Below are 2,155 nucleotides of genomic sequence, written 5' to 3' on the forward strand. Positions count from 1 at the left end.
ATCCTGCCGGTTGTTTCCTATTTGGGACCATTGGTGGTTTCCATTCTGACGGGAAGCTTTATCATTGAAAAAATCTTCGGGATACCAGGACTGGGCAGTGAGTTTGTGGTCAGTGTAACCAACCGGGATTACACGGTGATCATGGGGACTACGGTGTTCTTCAGTGTGCTTTTGCTGGTATCCATTTTACTGGTAGACCTCTTATATGGATTGGTCGATCCACGTATTAAAGTAGCTGGAAAGGGGGGCAAAGATTAATGTCACAACTAAAACAGACGGATTTTGAACCGCTTCAGATGGACCATGCCGAAGCCGAGCGGATTGCAGGCAAAAGTACTTCCTACTGGAAGGATGCCTGGCGCCGGTTCCGGAAAAACAAATTAGCTGTATCAGGCATTGTTATTATCGTTTTGCTTGGGATTTTATCTTTTATCGGTGGTCCAATTTCAGGTCAGAACTACTATCAGAATGATTTATTAAATGCCAATCAGCCCCCTTCCGCGGATCACTGGTTTGGTACGGACAACTTAGGAAGAGATGTGTTCGCAAGAACCTGGTACGGTGCGAAAATATCCCTGTTTATCGGCCTGATGGCCGCCCTGATTGACCTTGTCATCGGGATTATCTGGGGAGCCGTTGCCGGATTCTTTGGCGGAAAAGTGGATGAATACATGATGCGTGTTGCCGATATTCTTTACGGGGTTCCGTACCTGTTGGTCGTTATCCTGTTAATGGTAATCCTGCCGCAAGGGTTGTGGACCCTGATTATCGCGATGACGATTACCGGGTGGATCAATATGGCGAGGATTGTACGAGGACAGGTGATGCAGCTGCGCTCGGAGGAATATGTCATGGCCTCCCGATCGCTGGGAGCCAGCAATTCCCGGCTCATGTTTAAACACCTGGTGCCAAATACCCTTGGGCCAATTCTGGTAACCTTAACGCTGACGATCCCAAGTGCCATCTTCACCGAGGCCTTTTTAAGCTTCCTTGGACTAGGGGTTCCGGCACCGCTGGCAAGTTGGGGAACGATGTCTTCCGATGCCCTGCCGGCCCTGCAATATTATCCGACACAGCTATTCTTCCCGGCATTCTTTATCTGTTTGACGATGCTGGCATTTAATGTGATCGGAGATGGGATGCGAGATGCACTTGATCCAAAAGAACGCTAAGGATGGGAGGATTATCAAATGAGTAAATTATTAGAAGTAAAGGATCTGGCGATTTCCTTTGACACATATGAAGCAGAAGTACAAGCTGTACGCGGCGTCAGCTTTCAGCTGGATGAAAAAGAAACATTAGCGATCGTAGGAGAGTCAGGCTCAGGGAAAAGTGTGACCGCTCAGTCTTTGATGCGTCTGACTCCCATGCCTCCTGGGAAGTTCGCAGGTGGCTCAATTGTTTTTAATGGCGAAGACTTAACACAGAAGTCAGATAAACAAATGGAGAGTATCCGCGGGAAAGACATCAGTATGATTTTCCAGGATCCGATGACCTCTTTAAACCCGACGATGACGATTGGCAAGCAAATAGCCGAAGGCTTGATCAAGCATCAGAATATGTCGAAAAAAGAAGCACATAACCGGGGGATTGAGCTGTTGAAGCTTGTGGGGATTCCTAACCCGGAAACGCGCATTAATCAATATCCGCATGAATATTCTGGTGGCATGCGGCAGCGGGCAATGATTGCGATTGCCCTTGCCTGTAATCCGAAAATCCTGATTGCCGATGAGCCAACTACTGCATTGGATGTGACCATCCAGGCACAGATCCTTGATTTAATGCGGGACCTGCAGGAGAAAACGGGAACAGCGATTATTTTAATCACCCATGATCTAGGGGTGGTGGCAAATGCAGCGAGCCGTGTGGCTGTCATGTATGGCGGGAAAATTGTTGAAACCGGCAACGTGGATGAGATTTTCTATAATCCGAAGCATCCATATACCTGGGGACTGCTTGCCTCGATGCCGAAACTTGACGGCGGAGAGGAAGAACTCCAGGCCATTCCAGGATCCCCACCGGATCTTGCCGATCCACCGAAGGGCTGCCCGTTTGTCACCCGTTGCCCCTATGCCATGAAGGTATGTGAAGACCATATGCCGGCCTATACGGAACTGTCCGGTACCCAAAAGACAGCGTGCTGGCTGCTGGATGA

The 2,155-nt window shown here is 49.0% G+C and carries 3 protein-coding genes; all 3 read left to right on the forward strand.

Going from position 1 to position 2,155, the window contains the following annotated elements:
• On the forward strand, positions 1-258 hold a 258-nt coding region (locus tag CIL03_RS19230; RefSeq protein WP_133087846.1), incomplete at its 5' end, for an ABC transporter permease subunit.
• Positions 258-1,172 carry an ABC transporter permease gene (locus CIL03_RS19235; RefSeq protein WP_094887485.1) on the forward strand — a complete coding sequence of 305 codons (915 nt, stop codon included), beginning with the start codon at positions 258-260 and terminating at the stop codon, positions 1,170-1,172. The genes CIL03_RS19230 and CIL03_RS19235, both read left to right, overlap by 1 nt.
• An 18-nt stretch (positions 1,173-1,190) precedes the next feature.
• Positions 1,191-2,155 (forward strand): ABC transporter ATP-binding protein (locus CIL03_RS19240; protein WP_094887486.1); only part of this gene is annotated, 965 nt, incomplete at its 3' end.

The sequence above is a fragment of the Virgibacillus indicus genome, assembly GCF_002266285.1.
Taxonomy (GTDB): domain Bacteria; phylum Bacillota; class Bacilli; order Bacillales; family Amphibacillaceae; genus Virgibacillus_K; species Virgibacillus_K indicus.

Coding starts and splice junctions, on each gene's coding strand:
- CIL03_RS19235 (WP_094887485.1), top strand. CDS start 258: ATGTCACAACTAAAACAGACGGATTTTGAACCGCTTCAGATGGACCAT.